The organism is Mycobacterium sherrisii, assembly GCF_002102355.1.
GTDB lineage: Bacteria > Actinomycetota > Actinomycetes > Mycobacteriales > Mycobacteriaceae > Mycobacterium > Mycobacterium sherrisii.
Genome location: NZ_LQPT01000081.1, coordinates 244,167 through 259,011, shown reverse-complemented (window position 1 = coordinate 259,011; position 14,845 = coordinate 244,167). Strand labels below are relative to the sequence as shown.

The following is a 14,845-nucleotide window of genomic DNA, read 5'->3' as shown; positions in this document are numbered from 1 at the left end:
CCCGCCGACCATATCAACATCCCGCCGGCGAAACCCCCCGACGGCCATGGCTGCGCGCCCGCCCATTCATTCGATCACGGCAAACATCGGCGGCCCCGAATGTCGGTTGCGTCCAAGGATTCATCAAGGATAGGGCAAGCCATGCCAGCGCAGGGACTCTCAATGCCCACCACTGCCGGGACCGCGCGGATGTGCTCGTACGGGGTCTATTACGTCGGCTACCGAATGCTGTCGGTTCAGGTGACGTTCGGGCGGTGGGCGGTCAGCGTGCTGCCGTTGGTCGCCAAACACCCACAGCGCCCCTCACCTGCCCGATTTGCGTTGTGGGTCAAGCTGTTTGAGTTGAGCCGCGATCAGGATCGCCAACACGACCGCCTGGGCGCCGCATGCGCCCGCGGCCATCCACCAGCTGCTCGGTGCGTAGTCCCAGATCGGGTCCTCGTCGCCGCCCGCGGTCCGGCGCAGATCGTTGAGGTCGATGGTCGAGGCGGCCATCGCGTAGGCCCAGCGCGACGGTGACAACCACGCCAACTGCTCCAGCGGGATGCGCCCCTTGACCCCGAACATGCCGCCGCACAGCACCAATTCGGCCATGACCACCAGCACGAGCATCGGCATGCCGCGATCGGCATTGCCGATCGCCGCCGAGATCAGCAGACCGATCATCATCGAGACCACGGTGACGGCGACGACCGCGACGGCCACCTCGACCCGGGGCCAGGGCAGCACGACGGCTTGATCCGGCGGGGGCAGACCCACCGCCCCAAGAAATCCGAGAATCAGGCCCTGCAGCGTCGTCAATGCGGTGAGGACCGCCAATTTGGAGGCCAGGTAGGCGCCGCGGGACCGCCCTATCCCGTGTTCGCGTTGATAGATGGCCCGTTCTTTGACGATCTCGCGGATCGAGGCGGCGCAGCCCATCAGTGCGCCGCCGATGATCAGCAGCACCAGCAGTTGCGACGGCTGGGTGGACTTCGTCTCGATGGCCTTGGTCAGTGACAGCCCGGCGCGACCCGGGACGGCATGCGCGAACAGGCTCAGCAGCAGCGGCAGCACCAACAGCGTCACCGAGTACTGACGATCGGCGGCGATCACCGCCAGGTACCGCCGGCACAGCGTGGTGAATTGGGCGAACGCGCTCTGCTGGGCGACCGGCCGGCTGGCCGGCGGCGCCGGTCGCGGCGCTTTGAGCGCGGGGTGAGGCCCGGTGAGGGCGGTGTGGATCGGCGAGGCGACGTATCGGCCGGTCCAGTCGGTGGTGGTGTCGTGCTCGAGCAGGTTGAACAGGTCGGCAAAGTCGCGGCAGTTGAAGTAGCCCAGGGCCTGCTGCGGCGGACCGAAGTAGGCCAGCCGCCCGCCCGGCGCCAGGATGAGCAGCCGGTCGCACAGGTTCAGCTGCGCGGTGTTGTGGGTGACCACCACGACCGAGCGGCCGTCGTCGGCCAGCGCCCGCAGCGTCTGCATGACGGATTTCTCGTAACCGGGATCGAGGCCGGAGGTGGGTTCGTCGAGGAACAGCAGCGAGGGCTTGGTCAACAGTTCCAGGGCCACGCTGGTCCGTTTGCGTTGTCCGCCGGACAGGCTGTCGATTCGCTGATTGGCATGGGCCGCCAGCCCCAGTTCGGTCAGCACCTCGTCGATGCGCTGCTTTCGCTCGGCGGCGGAGACTTCCTGTGGAAACCGCAGCCGCGCAGCATAATTCAGTGCCCTGTGCACGGTCAGCGGCGTATGCAGGATGTCGTCCTGCGGTACGAACCCGATGCGATGGCGGAGCTCGGCGTAGTTCTGGTAGAGGTCACGATTGTCGTAGCGCACCTCGCCGCTGCTGGCCGGGCTGAAGCCGGTCAACGCGCCCAGCAGTGTGGATTTCCCGGCGCCGCTCGGCCCCACCACCGCCATGAAGCAGCGCTGCGGCAGGGCGAAGCTGACGTCGCTGAGTAACGTCTTGCCCTTGTTGGTGACGACCCGCAGGTTGGACGCCGCGTAGGAGATGTCGCCGGTGTCAACGTATTCGACAAGCTGGTCACCGGAAAGGTGCAGCAGTTGGTGGCCGATGCCGACGATGTCGTTGGGTCCGATGAGCGCTCGGACGATCCGGTTGCCGTTGACGTAGGTGCCGTTGGCGCTGTTGTTGTCGACGAGTTCCCATTGGTGGCCGGTGCGCCGCAACACCGCGTGCTGCCGAGAGACCAGGAGGTCGTCGAGGACGACTTGGTTGTCGGTGGCGCGGCCGATCCGGATGTCGACCTGGCCCATGTTGTACACCGCGGTCGGTGGCCGGGCGACCGTCGTCTCACCGACCGGTTGGGTCGGCGGCGCAACGGTTTGCGTGCGCGCGGGGGCGGGCGGTTGGGCGATCGGGTAGACCTCGAGCGCCGCCCCGGACGACGCCGACCCGAGCCGCACGGTGACGGGCCGGTCGATCGTCAGGCTCTCGACACGTCGGCCGTTCACGAACATCCCGTTGCGGCTGCGATTGACCAGCACCCAGCCCGCGGGCGTCGGTTGCAGCACCGCGTGGTGGCGCGACACCCGGGGGTTTTCCAGTTGGATGTCGGACTCGTAGGCGCGGCCGATGTTCCAGGACCTGTTACCGGTGGCCTGCCAGGCGCGGGCACCGGACCGCAGTTCCAGCCGGGGAATGGTGGTGACCAATTCGGTCCTGTCGTCCACGGGTAGCCTCCGCTGCGTTAGCTAGCCAATGTTGTTGGGCTCGTTGATCTTTAGCGTCATGCGATGCGGTTCAGGTCAACCACCGTACTTCGTCCACCAGGTGTGCAGTTCCTCGATGGTCGGGGGGTCGCCGAAGACGTCGCACAGCAGCAGCCGTTGCTGATTGCTCCAGACCATGTTCGGGTGGTTTTCATAGGTGCCGCACGCAATCATCCCGACGTCCACCTTGGGGGCGCTGGGATGTTGCCACGGTTCGGGATTCGTGGTTCCGCCGGGACACGTCACCATCTGCAGCAATTTGACATCGGCATCGAAAGCGTCTTTGAGAACGGCCGGATTGGGGAACAGGGCGTAGCGAGCCTTGGACGGCCCGCCGGGGTTGGTGTTCTGATCGCAGTCCACGATCGCCAACGCCTCCGACCAGACGCTGTTCGGTTTGGGCGTGGCCGGGGTGCACACGCCGCTCGGGTAGCCCGGCGGCACGATCGACAGCAGCTGGCTTTCCACGTCCCCGGGCGGGGTGGAAATCGTGCTGGAAGTGCTGGGCGCGCTGGACGTCTTGGGCGTCACCGTGGTTGTCGGCGCGGCGGTGGGTTGCGGTGCCGGGTTGTCCTCGTGCTGCGTCGCGATGTAGATGCCGACGACGGCCAGCACGAGGACCATGACCAGCGCGCACACCCCGACCACGATCGGCCAGGGATTGCGTTTGGGTGTGCGGGGCTGCTGGGTCGGGCCCCAGTGCGCGGGACCGCCCGGCGGTGTGGGGGTCCAGTTGCCGCCGCCGCCTTGGTAGTACTGCGGGCGGGAGACGTGCTGGGCCGGGGCGGGGACGGGGCCGTTGTCGGGCGCCCCCGAGCCGGCACCCGGCCACGGGCTGGGGGCGTGGTGCGGTGCCACCGGACCTAGCCTCGGACGCGGCGGCTGGGGCGTATTGATCGGCGGCTGGGCCGTGGCCGGCGCGGTGGGTGGCGGGTCCAGTGCGGTGCCGGCGGCCAGGGTGGCCTCGCGGCTGCGGCGCAAGATGTTGTCGGCGTGGTCTTGGTCCGGCGTGCTGAGGGCCTCGTGCGCGGCCAGGGCGAGGTCGCCGGCGCTGGCGTAGCGGTCCTCGGGTTTCTTGGCCATGCCGCGCGCGATCACCGCGTCGAAGGCCTTGGGAATTCCCGAACGCTCGTCGCTGGCCCGCGGGATGGCGTCGCTGGTATGCGCCCTGACCAACTCACCGGCGGTGCTCGCGCGATACGGTGGCGTGCCCGTCAGGCATTCGTACAGCACGCACGCCAGCGCGTAGATGTCGGCCCGGTAGGTCACCTCGCCGTTGGAAAACCGTTCGGGCGCCATGTATTTCCAGGTGCCCACCGCGGTGCCGAGCTGGGTGAGTTTCTCGTCGGTGGTCGCGCTGGCGATGCCGAAATCGACCAGGTAGGCGAAGTCGTCGCGGGTGATCAGGATGTTGGGTGGCTTGATGTCACGGTGCATGACGCCGGCGGCGTGGGCGGCGTCGAGGGCCGAGGCGATCTGGGTGATGATGGCCACCGCCCGGGGCGGCGCCAGCGGCCCGAACCTTTTGAGCATGTCGTCCAGATCGATGCCCTCGATCAGGTGCATCTCCATGAACATCTGCCCGTCGATTTCGCCGTAGTCGTGGATGGGAACGACGTGCGGTTCCTGCAAACGGCCGGCGGTGCGCGCTTCACGGCGCATCCGCTCCCGAAAGACGGGGTCCTTGCTGAATTCTGTGGCCATCACCTTGACCGCGACCGTCCACTCCTTGACGGTGTGTTCGGCCTCGTAGACCTCGCCCATGCCACCGCGTCCGAGCAGCCGTTTCAGGTGGTAGGGGCCGAACATCGCCCCCACCCGTGAGTCCTGCGCGTCGCTCATCGTTGATCCTCCAAACCAACCGCGGACCCGCCGACCATATCAACAATTTTCGCCGGATCCCCGTCCCGTAACCACCGCGACCAGCAACCATCACGGTAAGCCGTAAGCGACTTGCGGGCAGCGAAATTGCGAGAGCGAAATGTGACGGGCGGGCACCTCATGCCGTTGGCGCCCAGTAGGTCTGGTGTGTGCGGCCGTCAAATCGGTGAAATTACTTGTGCGACAGTTGGTTTAGGCTATTTGGAGTCAGTGTCGTGGGGGATCTCGAAGATGAATTCGTGGTCGCAGATCCGGATGTGATCGCCGTCTTTGACGGTGGCGGCAGACCGGATCCGCTGGTGTTGCACATGCACTCCGTTGGAGGACCGTAGGTCGTTGATGACGAAGCTGGTGCCGGTGTCGACGATGACGGCGTGATGGCGGCTCACGTTGGCGCTGGCCAGGATGATGTCGTTGTCGCTGAGGCGTCCGATCCTGGTCTCGGCCGCGCGCAGCGGGTAGCTGCGGCCGGACGGTTCGCGCAGATAGGCGAGCGGTTTTCCGATGGGCACTTTGGTGCGTTGGTCCAGCAGGGTGACGGTTCCGACGGCCGTCGTTCGCGCGGATTTCTTGGCGTCCAGCGGCTCTTGACGCAGGATCCGTTCGTTGAGGTCGCGAAGTGTGGGGCCGGGATCGATGCCCAGTTCCTCGGCGAGGGTCGTTTTCACCCGGCGGTAGGCGGCCAGCGCGTCGGACTGGCGGTCGGTCAAGTAGTAGGCCGTGATCAACTGGGCCCACAGCGGCTCCCGGTAGGGGTGCTCCGCGGTCAGCGCTTCCAGTTCGGTGATCACGGTGGCGGCACGTCCGCAAGCGATTTCGGCCTCGGCCTTGGCGGTGTGGACCAAGATTTTCTCCTCCACCAAGGAGGTGGCGAAGCTGTCGACGAACTGGAAATCGCGCAGATCCTCGAGTACCGGTCCCCGCCATTGTGCCAGCGCCACCGACAGGTGCTGACTGGCTTGCTCGAACCGGCCGGAGGCGGCGGCATGCACGCCCGCGGTCTTCTCGGTGATGAACCGCCCTATGTCGCAATTGTTTTCGGCGACGCTGAGCCGATAACCCGGGGGCGCCGCGGCCAGGGCCACCCGGGGATCGATGCCGGCGCCACAATTCCGTCGATTCGGTCAAAACCGAATGCTCGGTGTGCCGCGCCACGACAACCGTGCGGCCGGATCCGGCACTGAAATGTCTTTTCCGCCAGCAGAACCCAACGTATCCGCGGGTATGGCGTGCTCGTCGCGGCCTGCGGGTGCCGCCGTCGTTGAGGTGCAGCCAGCTCGGCGTGGATCTCCCGTCAGCTTCAGCAGCGTCGGGACAACGGCAAGAGTTTGGGTTCTCGGCGTATCGGAGGTCGGTGCCGGTCGGTGATCGGCTAGTTGCAGGCCCACGTGTCGATAACGCCCCCACCGAGTTTAGTCAGCGCGTCGCGCATCGCCGAGGCCAGGGTGGGTCCGACACCGCCCTGAAGGCTCTGCCGTTGGTCGCGACGGCGCCGCACTCGGTGAAGCTGGTGAGCACTTTGCAATCCCGGTAGGCGCAGTTCTTGACCGCGGTGGCCTCGGCGGCCGCTCGGGTCGGGTAGTCCCAGGCGCGGCCCCAGGAACCGTTGCTGGAGTAGGCGATTGCGCCATGTTCGTCGGCTGCACCGGCCGCGGGCGCCAACCCGACGCCGACCGCGGCGGCGGCGACGAAACCAGCAGCGGCCAACGTGAACCGCCGTCGACGAGTAATCATCCCCATTGGTGATTCCTTTCCGAAGGCCGGCGGTCCGGCGGTTGCAGCGGATTGCGATTCACGGTGTCGCACCGGGGCGGTGTGTCAGCTGGGCTTGGTTGCGGTGACGGTCTTGCCCCAATCGGACATGGTCAGCGTCACCGAGGTGTCATTCGTCGGGCGGATCTGCAGCTGCACCAGATGCGCGGAGCCGTCCGCGGCGATCCAGACCGTGGTCGGCACCGTCGTGACGCTTTCGGCGGTCAGCTTGGATCCGGCCAGCGTGGCGATGTCGTCGGCGGAGGAGTTGCCGCTGATCTTGGTGGTCGCCACGCCACTGACCTGTTCGGTGCCCGCCACCGAGCCGCCCTGCAGCTTGGCCAACACGTTGGCCAGACCCTTGTTGGGGTCGAGCAGCACCGACACGTTGTAGATCGAGGCACCGTTGCCGAAGTCGGTGTAGGTGCCGGGTTGTCCCAGGTCGGAATACAAGTGCCCGTCGACGTAGACGAACTTTGCCTGTTGGGCTGTCTTGCCGACGATCAGCGATGCGTTGCCGGTGGCCACGGTCTGCGGGGTGCTGGAGATGTCGCCCTCGAGCTTGGTCACCCGCAGGTTTGGCACGTCGCCTTGCACGGTCACGGTCACGTGCATCCCGGTGACCTTGGCCATGGCGTCGGCGGCCTGCTTGAGCAACGTGGCCGCTTCGCGGCTGGACGTGGTGGCCGTCGTCGCGGGCGGCTTACCGCCGTTGGAATTGCCCGAACAGCCACCGATAACCAGGACGAGGGCGAGCGCGGTGGCCGCGGTGGCGGTGACGGTGCGAGGCGAGAGCTTCATCGACATCTCCTTGGGATCGGCCACGGCTGCTTCTTGAATAGCAAATCGCGGTGCAGCAAAGCAACAGCGCGGGCTAAGGATCGTGGCAGCGAATTCCTCTGGTTGAGGCGGAATTTCAGCCGCGCGTTTTCAAAAATTTGCGCCGCGACCGGCTTGCCCCGGGTCACCGGCAACCGTGACCGGGGGGTGAATGGGGGGATCCCGGTTACCGAGATCCCCCCATTCGGGTTGGTGGGCGCTTAGGTGAGTTGCCAGGCGTACTGCGGGCAGTAGGCCTTGGTCGCGTCGACCACGAAGTAGGCCGCCTGGTGACTGGTCAGGTTCGTCTGCTTGAGGACCTCGGTGGCGACGTCGGTCCCGGTCTTGCCGGAAGCCAGTTCCCGGCACACCGGGTGGCCTTCCCGGACCGCTTCGGCGGGGGAGCTGAAGGAGATGCCAAGGCCGTCCATCTGGGAGATGAACGCGTCGTCCGCGGTGGTGGCCGCGGCGGTGCCGGCGGTGCTTAGTGCGACAAGCCCGACGGCGGCGGCGCCGATCATGGTGCTAGCAATGGTCTTGACGGTTTTGATGGTCTCGACGCGGTGAGTCAACATTGCGGTGATCCTTTTCAGGTTCGGTTGGGGTGCTGATGCGACTAGGGTCAGCACCGCGCCTAAATGGATCCTCAATAACTTCTTGGCGTCGTTTCAGTAACGCCTCAGGTAGGCCGAACTACGCCCGGCTCATCGCATAGTAGGCGCCTCGCCGCGCCATGAGGTCGCCGTGGTTGCCCTGCTCGACGATGCGTCCGGCCTCGAGAACCACGATCAGATCTGCATCGCGTATCGTCGAAAGTCGGTGTGCAATAACGAAACTGGTGCGATCACGGCGAAGTTCGCGCATGGCGCGCTGAATCAGCGCCTCGGTGCGGGTGTCCACCGAGCTGGTGGCTTCGTCGAGGATCAGCAGTTGCGGGCGGGCGAGAAACGCGCGTGCGATCGTGATCAGCTGCTTTTCGCCGGCGCTGATGTTCTCGCCGCCCCCGCTGACCCGGGTCTGGTAGCCGTTCGGCAGCGTGTGCACGAAGCGGTCCACGTAGGACGCGGTGGCCGCCTCGATCACTTCGTCGGGGGTGGCGTCGGGCCGTCCGTAGGCGATGTTCTCGGCGATGGTCCCGTCGAACAGCCAACTGTCCTGCAGCACCATGCCGATGCGCGAGCGCAGGGCTTGTCTGCTCATCGAGGCGATGTCGATGCCGTCGACGAGGATCCGTCCGGAATCGGGTTCGTAGAACCGCATCAGCAGGTTCACCAGTGTGGTTTTTCCGGCCCCGGTCGGCCCGACGATCGCGACGGTGCTGCCCGGCACCACCGTCATCGACACGTCGTGGATGACCGGGATGCCGGGTTGATAGGCGAAGCTGACGTGCGCAAACTCCACCCGTCCGGCGAATGCCTGCCCGTTGGGTCGCTCCGGCTCACCGGCGATCGGCGGGTCGGGTGTTTCCTCGGGCTCGTCGAGCAGGGCGAACACCCGCTCCGCGCTGGCCACCCCGGATTGCAGGGTGTTGTACATTCCGGCCACCTGACTCAACGGCGTGTTGAACTGGCGGACGTACTGAATGAACGCCTGGATGCTGCCGAGGGTGAGCTGTCCGGTCGCCACCTGCAGCCCGCCGAGCACCGCGACCGCGACGTATCCCAGGTTGCCGATGAATGTCGTGGCGGGCGCCACCAGTCCGGAGAAGAACTGGGATCCGAAGCTTGCGTCGTAGACGTCGTCGTTGAGGGCGCGGAATTGTTCGCGCGCCGCGGCCCGGTGACCGAACGTCTTGACGACGGTGAACCCGCTGTAGGTCTCCTCGATGTGGGCATTGAGGCGGCCGATGCTGGTCCACTGGGCCGCGAAGAGCCGGTGCGAGCGGCGGGTGATCGCCCGGGTCGCCAGCAGCGAGAGCGGCACGGCCAGCAGCACGATCAGGGTCAGCAGCGGGGAGATCGACAGCATCATCGCCAGCACCGCCACGACGGTCAGGATCGCCGTGAGCAGTTGGTTGATCGTCATCGACAGCGACGATTGGACGTTGTCGATGTCGTTGGTCATCCGGCTCAGCAGTTCGCCGCGCAGCCGCCCGTCGAAGTAGGACAGTGGCAGCCGGTGAACTTTGTCTTCGACGTCGTTGCGCAGCGCGACCATGGTGCGTTGCAGGGTCAGGTTGAGCAGCCGCGATTGGGCCCAAATCAGCAGTGCGGCAATGAGGTACAGGGCCAACGCGATGGCCAATGTTCGTGCGACGGCTCCGAATTCCACCCCGCGGCCGGGGACCACGTTCATCCCGGACAACAGGTCGGCGAAGGTGCTTTCACCGCGGCCGCGGGCCTGGGCAACGGCCTGGTACTTGGTGAGTCCCGCCGGCAGGCCGCGGCCGATTACGCCGTTGAAGAGTAGATCCGTGGCGTGGCCGAGGATCCGCGGCACGACGACCCCGATGGCGGTGCCGGCCAGGCCCAGGGCAATCACGGCGATGCTCAGGTTCCGTTGTGGCGCAAGGCGTTGCACCAGTCGCGCGGCGGTACCCCAAAAGTCGCGCGAACGGGTCGCCGGCGTGCGTGGAGTGGTCGCCGTGGTCACGGGGTGCCCCCGACGTGGTCGGATCGCACCGCGTCCACCGACTGGGAGTCCGCGAATTCCGCGTAGGTCGGGCAGGAGTCGAGCAACGACTCGTGAGTGCCCGAGCCCACCAGCTCCCCATCGTCGATGACGACGATGTGGTCGGCCCGCGAGGCGGTCGAAATCCGCTGCGTGACAACGATGGTGGTGGCGTCACCGGAAACCTCGCGCAACGCGGCGCGGACCCGCGCCTCGGTATGCACATCCAGCGCGGAGAACGCGTCGTCGAAAAGATAGATTGCCGGGCGGCGGATCACGGCCCGGGCGATCGCCAGCCGCTGCCGTTGTCCGCCGGAGAAGTTCATGCCGGCCTGGGCGACGCGCAGGTGCAGCCCGTCGGGATGTGCACGGACGAAATCGTCGGCCGCCGCCACGCGCAACGCTTCCCACATGTCGTCGTCGGTCACGGCCCTACCCGGCACCGCGCCCATTCGCAGATTCTCTGCCAGTGTGCCGGAGAAGAGGTAGCCGCGCTGTGGCACCAATCCGATTGCTGCCCAAAGCCGTTCGGTGTCGTAGTCGCGGACGTCGAGGTCATCGAGCAGCACCGCGCCGGCGGTCACGTCGTAAAGCCGGCAGATCAGCGACACCAATGTCGATTTGCCCGAGCCGGTGCTGCCGACGATCGCGGTGGTGGTGCCGGGCCGGGCGGTCAGCGAAATATCGTGCAGCACCGGCCGCTCGGCCCCCGGGTAGGTGAATGTCGCTGCGTCCAGACGCACCACGCCGGTGAGTGGGTGCGCCGGAAGCTTCGGGTGCTGCGGGCTGGCGACCGCGGCGCGGGTCGACATCACTTCGGTGATTCGCTCGGCGCACACCGACGCTCGCGGCAACACCACCAGTGTCATCGTCGCGACCAGCACCGCCATCAGGATCTGGGTGAAGTAGGCCAGGAACGCGGTCAGCGAACCGACCTGCATCTGACCGCGATCGATGCGCAGTCCGCCGAACCAGATCAGCGCGACGCTGGACAGGTTGATGGTCAGCGTCGTCACCGGCAGCATCAACGCTTGCCAGTTGCCCGCCGTCAGGGCCGCGTTGGACAGGGCGGCGTTGGCGCGCGAAAACCGGTCGCGCTCAAAGTCTTCACGGGTGAACGCCCGAACCACCCGCACCCCGGACAGCTGGTCGCGCACCACCCGGTTGATGCCGTCGATCAGGGCCTGCATGCTGCGGAACAGCGGCAGCATGTGCGACATGATCCAGTAGTTGGCCACGCCCAAAATCGGGACGCTGACCAGCAGCAGCCACGTCAGCGTGGCCTCCTGGTGGATGGCCATGAAGATTCCGCCGATGCACATGATCGGCGCCGTCACCAGCACCGTGCCGGCCATCTGCACCAGGTACTGGATCTGCCGGACGTCGTTGGTGCTGCGGGTGAGTAGCGTCGGGGCGCCGAATCGGGCGGTCTCGTGTTCGGAGAACGTGGTGACGTGTTCGAACATGGCCATGCGCAGGTCGCGGCCGAACCCCATTCCGGTCCGCGACCCGAAGTAGGTGGCGCCGACCGAACACAGCACCTGCAGCCCGGTGACTGCCAGCATCAGGATGCCGAGCCTGACGATCGTCGCGGTGTCACTCTTGGCGACGCCGTCATCGATGATCGCGGCGTTGAGTGTCGGCAGGTACAGCGTTGCCAGGGTGCTGATCGTTTGGAGCACCAGCAGCGCCGCCACCAGCCGGCGGTACGGCCGGATGTACTGGCGCAGCAGTGCCAGAAGCATTTGGTAACTGTCGCATATGGCGCGCGGCGCGGTGGTGCGCACCGCCGGACGGTTGCGTGCGGGTGCGCCATCCGCCGAGCGCACCGAAAATGCCTGATCAGGTGGCGTGTCGGTGGTTGACCCGCTGGGCTGCCGCTACAGTGCATCGTGTGGACCAGCAGCAAGCTGAGCGGAAGCAGGGTAGCGGTGCGTCGTAACCTCGCGGCGCTGGCCATGACGGCCGTGACGATCCTGGTCCCGTCGCTGGCGGGCTGCTCCGGTTCCGGCGACAACAAACCGCCAGGCACGTCGTCGTCGGCGCCGGGCGACGCCGAGGGGCATCACGGGCCGATGTTTCCGCAGTGCGGCGGCGTCAGCGATCAGACGGTGGCGGAACTGACCAAGGTGAGCGGCCTGATCAACACCGCGCGCAATTCGGTGGGCTGCCAGTGGCTGGCCGGGGGCGGCATTCTCGGGCCGCATTTCTCGTTCTCCTGGTATCGCGGCAGCCCGATCGGGCGGGAACGCAAGACCGAGGAGTTGTCGCGTGCCACCGTCGACGACATCACCATCAACGGGCACAGCGGCTTCATCGCGGTCGGCAACGAGCCGAACCTGGGCGATTCGCTGTGCGAGGTCGGGATCCAGTTCCAGGACGACTTCATCGAGTGGTCAATCAGCTTCAGCCAAAAGCCCTTCCCGCCGCCGTGTGACATTGCCCGCGAACTGACTCGCCAATCGATTGCGAACGCGAAATGATGACAAGACGCATCCGAACGGCGGCCGTCGTTGTGCTCAGCGCGCTGATTGTGTTGACCGGTTGCTCGAGGTCGATCGGCGGTAACGCCGTCAAGGCGGGTTCGGGCAGTGTGCCCCGCAACAACAACTCGCAGCAGCAATATCCCAACCTGCTCAAGGAGTGCGAGGTGTTGACCAGTGACATCCTGGCCAAGACCGTGGGTGCGGACCCGCTGGACATCCAGAGCACGTTCGTCGGCGCGATCTGCCGCTGGCAGGCGGCCAATCCCGCCGGCCTGATCGACATCACCCGGTTTTGGTTCGAGCAGGGCAGCCTGAGCGAAGAGCGCAAGGTGGCCGAGTTCCTCAAGTACAAGGTGGAAAGCCGGGCGATCGCGGGCGTGAATTCGATCGTGATGCGTCCGGACGATCCGAACGGCGCGTGTGGAGTGGCCAGCGACGCCGCCGGAGTGGTCGGCTGGTGGGTCAACCCGCAGGCGCCCGGTATCGATGCGTGCGGTCAGGCCATCAAGCTGATGGAGCTGACGTTGTCGACGAACTCGTAGCGGCTTCAGCGCGGAACGTAGAAGCAGTTCAAAGCGGCCCGGCCCGGTTGTAAGTCGCCCCACTCGCCGATCAGCCCAAGTACCGCGATGCCCGACGTCGGGTACTTTTCTGAAATGCGTTGCCTCGCGGCGTTGTTCGCGTCGTCATCGGTTGTCAGCCCCAGTGCCAGCGCGGACATGGTCGGTTCGTGCCCGACGACGAGCAGGGTACCGACCGTGTCGGCGACCGCGTTGATCTCGTCGATCACCGTCCCCGGTGTGGTGTCGTAGAGGCGGTCGCGGTACTGCACCGGGGCGTCAACGCCCGTGTGGGACAGCGTCTGCCGGGCGCGGGTCGCCGTGGAGCACAACACGAGATCGATCCTCGGCTGGTTGACCCGCAGCCAGTCACCGCCCAGCCCCGCTTCCCGTATCCCGCGCGGCGCCAATGGCCGGTCGTGGTCCGCGACTCCGGGCGGGTAGCCGGATTTCGCGTGCCGCATCAACAACAGGGTCCGCCGAGATTCGCTCACCCGCATCACGTTAGGTGACGCCGCCGGTGTCGGTGTCGTCGGTGAGCTGTCGTTCGGGGTGGTGATAGGTGTTGGTGCGGGGTTGGCCGCGGTCCTGGTGGGGTGGTGGGATCCATTCGGTGTGGCCGTTGGTGTTTCGGCGGGTGGTCCAGCCTTGGGGTTGCAGGAGGCGGTGGTGTGGTCCGCAGGCCAGGGTGAGGTTGTCGATGTCGGTTTCTCGGCAGGTGGCGTAGTCGGTGACATGGTGCACCTCGCAGTAGTAGCCGCCGACGTCGCAGCCGGGCGCCGAGCAGCCGCGGTCTTTGGCGTAGAGCACGATGCGTTGGCCGGGTGAGGCCAAGCGTTTGGTGTGATACAGCGCCACGGGCTTGGCGCCGTCGAAGACGGCCAGGTAGTGGTACGCATGGCGGGCCAGCCGGATCACGTCGCTGATCGGCAGCCGGGTCCCCGCACCGGTGCTGCCGTGGCCCTGCACGGCCTGTAATTCGGTCAGGGTGGTCGACACGATGATGGTGGCCGGCAGCCCGTTGTGCTGGCCGAGCTCCCCGCTGGCCAGGACCGCGCGCAGGGCGGCGTTGAGACCGTCGTGGTGGCGTTGCGCCGCGCTGCGGACGTCGCCGTCGATGGCATCCTGACCCGGCGATCCGTCCACCGTGGGTTGCTCGTCGGTGGGGTTGCACATGCCGGGGGCGGCCAACTTCGCCAGGACGGCTTCCAGGGTGGCGCGTAGCTCCGGGGTCAACCAGCCGCTGACCGCCGACATCCCGTCGGGTTGCTGTTTACCCAGGGTCAGGGCGCGGCGGTGGGCGCGGTCGTCGTCGCTGTGGCTGCCGTCGGGGTTGAGACAGTCAGCGAGCTTGTCGGCGAGCCGGGCCAGTTGATCGGGGCGGTACTGAGTGCCCAGGGTGGCGAGGTGAGTTTCGGCGTGGCTGCGGGTGTCGTCGTCGATCCAGCCGGGCAGGCGGTGATAAAAGCGGCGGATCACCGCCACATGCTCAGGCCCCAACCGTCCCTCGGCTTGGGCCCTGGCGGTGGCGGGCAGCACCGGGGCCAACGGCGCGCCGGTCAACGCGCACCGCGGGCCCAGGTCGGCGGCCTCGCGCACGCGGCGGCCAGCTTCGGCGCGGCTGATCTGGGTCCAGTCGGCGACCGCCTGCGATAAAGGGCAGCCCAACTCCGCCGGGGTGGCCTCGCGGGCCAGCTGGTTGATCAGCGCATGCTCCCCGGCGGGCAACATGCGGCGGATCCGTTCGTAGCGCCCCAACCGCTGCAGCCGCTGCCGGGTGTTCAGCCGGGTCGTGTCCAAGCCGAGCACCCCGTGCAGGGCAGCCTCCAACGCATCGAACGCATCCGCCTCATCATCGACGCCGGCGTCCGCCTCATCATCGACGCCGGCGTCAACTCCGCCAGCGCCAGCACCATCGACCAGGGCTGTACTCATACCCCGAAGCTAGGCCGGGTCACCGACACAAAACCGCGCGTTGTGACTGCAGAAACGAAAGTGACACGAGAAATTTCACCAGTGTGCAAC

At 66.6% G+C, this 14,845-nt stretch carries 10 protein-coding genes and 2 pseudogenes; 2 read left to right on the top strand and 10 right to left on the bottom strand.

Annotated elements, in window-relative coordinates; translation table 11 throughout:
* Nucleotides 1-303: 303 nt before the first annotated feature.
* The 8 genes and pseudogenes from AWC25_RS15890 to AWC25_RS15855 all read right to left on the bottom strand — a co-directional run bounded on the left by AWC25_RS15890 (nt 304) and on the right by AWC25_RS15855 (nt 11,519).
* Entirely contained in the window at nt 304-2,673 is a 2,370-nt protein-coding gene (locus AWC25_RS15890) for an FHA domain-containing protein (RefSeq protein ID WP_085167067.1), read from the bottom strand.
* 75 nt (nt 2,674-2,748) lie between these two features.
* Complete coding sequence (locus AWC25_RS15885) at nt 2,749-4,554, bottom strand: serine/threonine-protein kinase (RefSeq protein ID WP_085167066.1); 1,806 nt, start codon at nt 4,552-4,554, stop codon at nt 2,749-2,751.
* A gap of 236 nt (nt 4,555-4,790) precedes the next feature.
* Nucleotides 4,791-5,699 (bottom strand): annotated as a pseudogene (locus AWC25_RS15880) (BTAD domain-containing putative transcriptional regulator); the annotation flags it as partial.
* 266 nt (nt 5,700-5,965) lie between these two features.
* Nucleotides 5,966-6,327, bottom strand: a pseudogene (locus tag AWC25_RS15875) (DUF4189 domain-containing protein).
* An 84-nt stretch (nt 6,328-6,411) separates the two neighbouring features.
* Nucleotides 6,412-7,146, bottom strand: coding sequence for an LppX_LprAFG lipoprotein (locus AWC25_RS15870; RefSeq protein WP_069399315.1), 735 nt, complete (start codon nt 7,144-7,146; stop codon nt 6,412-6,414).
* 239 nt (nt 7,147-7,385) lie between these two features.
* Nucleotides 7,386-7,739, bottom strand: a complete 354-nt coding sequence (locus tag AWC25_RS15865) for a DUF732 domain-containing protein (protein ID WP_069399261.1) — start codon at nt 7,737-7,739, stop codon at nt 7,386-7,388.
* Nucleotides 7,740-7,857: 118 nt separating this feature from the next.
* The gene (locus AWC25_RS15860; RefSeq protein WP_085167065.1) at nt 7,858-9,756 is read right to left on the bottom strand and encodes an ABC transporter ATP-binding protein; all 1,899 of its coding nucleotides are present in this window, start codon (nt 9,754-9,756) and stop codon (nt 7,858-7,860) included.
* A complete protein-coding gene (locus AWC25_RS15855; RefSeq protein ID WP_085167081.1) occupies nt 9,753-11,519 on the bottom strand; it encodes an ABC transporter ATP-binding protein in 1,767 nt (588 codons plus the stop codon). Before AWC25_RS15855 ends, AWC25_RS15860 begins: the two co-directional genes overlap by 4 nt.
* Before the next feature lie 213 nt (nt 11,520-11,732).
* Here AWC25_RS15855 and AWC25_RS15850 point away from each other — a divergent pair, with 213 nt between their 5' ends.
* Both AWC25_RS15850 and AWC25_RS15845 read left to right on the top strand, forming a co-directional pair.
* Entirely contained in the window at nt 11,733-12,257 is a 525-nt protein-coding gene (locus tag AWC25_RS15850) for a DUF3558 domain-containing protein (RefSeq protein ID WP_142278873.1), read from the top strand.
* Nucleotides 12,257-12,802: a DUF3558 domain-containing protein gene (locus AWC25_RS15845; protein ID WP_169717134.1), complete on the top strand. Its 546-nt coding sequence runs from the start codon at nt 12,257-12,259 to the stop codon at nt 12,800-12,802. The genes AWC25_RS15850 and AWC25_RS15845 overlap by 1 nt, the downstream gene beginning before the upstream one ends.
* A gap of 5 nt (nt 12,803-12,807) precedes the next feature.
* Here the strand turns inward: AWC25_RS15845 and AWC25_RS15840 are convergent, their stop codons facing one another.
* Nucleotides 12,808-13,320, bottom strand: a complete 513-nt coding sequence (locus AWC25_RS15840) for a SixA phosphatase family protein (protein ID WP_198166601.1) — start codon at nt 13,318-13,320, stop codon at nt 12,808-12,810.
* A gap of 4 nt (nt 13,321-13,324) precedes the next feature.
* Nucleotides 13,325-14,755 (bottom strand): HNH endonuclease signature motif containing protein, encoded by a 1,431-nt coding sequence (locus tag AWC25_RS15835; protein ID WP_085167064.1) that lies wholly within the window; start codon nt 14,753-14,755, stop codon nt 13,325-13,327.
* Between the last annotated feature and the right edge of the window lie 90 nt (nt 14,756-14,845).

Excerpts from the sequence above, each read along its gene's own strand:
- AWC25_RS15885 (WP_085167066.1), bottom strand. The coding sequence starts at position 4,554 with ATGAGCGACGCGCAGGACTCACGGGTGGGGGCGATGTTCGGCCCCTAC.
- AWC25_RS15870 (WP_069399315.1), bottom strand. The coding sequence starts at position 7,146 with ATGAAGCTCTCGCCTCGCACCGTCACCGCCACCGCGGCCACCGCGCTC.
- AWC25_RS15865 (WP_069399261.1), bottom strand. The coding sequence starts at position 7,739 with ATGTTGACTCACCGCGTCGAGACCATCAAAACCGTCAAGACCATTGCT.
- AWC25_RS15855 (WP_085167081.1), bottom strand. The coding sequence starts at position 11,519 with ATGCTTCTGGCACTGCTGCGCCAGTACATCCGGCCGTACCGCCGGCTG.
- AWC25_RS15850 (WP_142278873.1), top strand. The coding sequence starts at position 11,733 with ATGACGGCCGTGACGATCCTGGTCCCGTCGCTGGCGGGCTGCTCCGGT.
- AWC25_RS15845 (WP_169717134.1), top strand. The coding sequence starts at position 12,257 with ATGACAAGACGCATCCGAACGGCGGCCGTCGTTGTGCTCAGCGCGCTG.
- AWC25_RS15840 (WP_198166601.1), bottom strand. The coding sequence starts at position 13,320 with ATGCGGGTGAGCGAATCTCGGCGGACCCTGTTGTTGATGCGGCACGCG.
- AWC25_RS15835 (WP_085167064.1), bottom strand. The coding sequence starts at position 14,755 with ATGAGTACAGCCCTGGTCGATGGTGCTGGCGCTGGCGGAGTTGACGCC.